Consider the following 1,666-nt stretch of genomic DNA (forward strand, 5'->3'; position numbering starts at 1 on the left):
GGGGCTCTTCGGACCTCGCACTATTGGATGAGCCTATGTCGGATTAGCTGGTTGGTGAGGTAACGGCTCACCAAGGCGACGATCCGTAGCTGGTCTGAGAGGATGATCAGCCACATCGGGACTGAGACACGGCCCGAACTCCTACGGGAGGCAGCAGTGGGGAATATTGGACAATGGGCGCAAGCCTGATCCAGCCATGCCGCGTGTGTGAAGAAGGCTTTCGGGTTGTAAAGCACTTTCAGTGGGGAAGAAGGCTTTGGGGTTAATAACCCTAAAGAAGGACATCACCCACAGAAGAAGCACCGGCTAACTCCGTGCCAGCAGCCGCGGTAATACGGAGGGTGCAAGCGTTAATCGGAATTACTGGGCGTAAAGCGCGCGTAGGTGGTCGTTCACGCCGGGTGTGAAAGCCCTGGGCTCAACCTGGGAATGGCATCCGGAACGGGGCGACTAGAGTGCAGGAGAGGAAGGTAGAATTCCCGGTGTAGCGGTGAAATGCGTAGAGATCGGGAGGAATACCGGTGGCGAAGGCGGCCTTCTGGCCTGACACTGACACTGAGGTGCGAAAGCGTGGGTAGCAAACAGGATTAGATACCCTGGTAGTCCACGCCGTAAACGATGTCGACTAGCCGTTGGGAGCCTTGAGTTCTTAGTGGCGCAGTTAACGCGATAAGTCGACCGCCTGGGGAGTACGGCCGCAAGGTTAAAACTCAAATGAATTGACGGGGGCCCGCACAAGCGGTGGAGCATGTGGTTTAATTCGATGCAACGCGAAGAACCTTACCTACCCTTGACATCCTGCGAACCCGAGAGAGATCTCGGGGTGCCTTCGGGAACGCAGAGACAGGTGCTGCATGGCTGTCGTCAGCTCGTGTTGTGAAATGTTGGGTTAAGTCCCGTAACGAGCGCAACCCCTATCCTTATTTGCCAGCGATTCGGTCGGGAACTCTAAGGAGACTGCCGGTGACAAACCGGAGGAAGGTGGGGACGACGTCAAGTCATCATGGCCCTTACGGGTAGGGCTACACACGTGCTACAATGGCCGGTACAAAGGGCAGCGAAAGCGCGAGCTCAAGCGAATCCCAGAAAGCCGGCCTCAGTCCGGATCGGAGTCTGCAACTCGACTCCGTGAAGTCGGAATCGCTAGTAATCGTGAATCAGAATGTCACGGTGAATACGTTCCCGGGCCTTGTACACACCGCCCGTCACACCATGGGAGTGGACTGCACCAGAAGTGGTTAGCCTAACTTCGGAGGGCGATCACCACGGTGTGGTTCATGACTGGGGTGAAGTCGTAACAAGGTAGCCGTAGGGGAACCTGCGGCTGGATCACCTCCTTAACCGATGCGTGTTCTATCCTTGCAAGTGCTCACATTAATTACCTGATCAAACAGAGCAATGACTGTTTGGGAGCGGATCCTGACGGTGGGAAAGCCGGGTCTGTAGCTCAGTGGGTTAGCGTGCACCCCCTGCCCTTGTAAAGAGAAGGGTGAGGTCGGCAAGCCGACACGCTATAGGCATAGGCGAAAACGGTGCGGGTCTGTAGCTCAGTTGGTTAGAGCGCACCCCTGATAAGGGTGAGGTCGGCAGTTCGAGTCTGCCCAGACCCACCAATCTTCTCGCTCAGTTAGTTAGAGCGCACCCCTAGGGTGAAATAAAGAAGAAG

General features: G+C 56.0%; 1 tRNA gene and 1 rRNA gene. Both read left to right on the forward strand.

Going from position 1 to position 1,666, the window contains the following annotated elements:
* A 16S ribosomal RNA gene (locus tag CH74_RS14425) occupies nucleotides 1-1,340 on the forward strand; the annotation flags it as partial.
* A gap of 196 nt (nucleotides 1,341-1,536) precedes the next feature.
* Nucleotides 1,537-1,613: transfer RNA gene (locus CH74_RS14430), tRNA-Ile, on the forward strand.
* Nucleotides 1,614-1,666: the final 53 nt, after the last annotated feature.

Source organism: Halomonas sp. PR-M31 (assembly GCF_001039575.1).
In the GTDB taxonomy this organism is placed as follows: Bacteria; Pseudomonadota; Gammaproteobacteria; order Pseudomonadales; family Halomonadaceae; genus Modicisalibacter.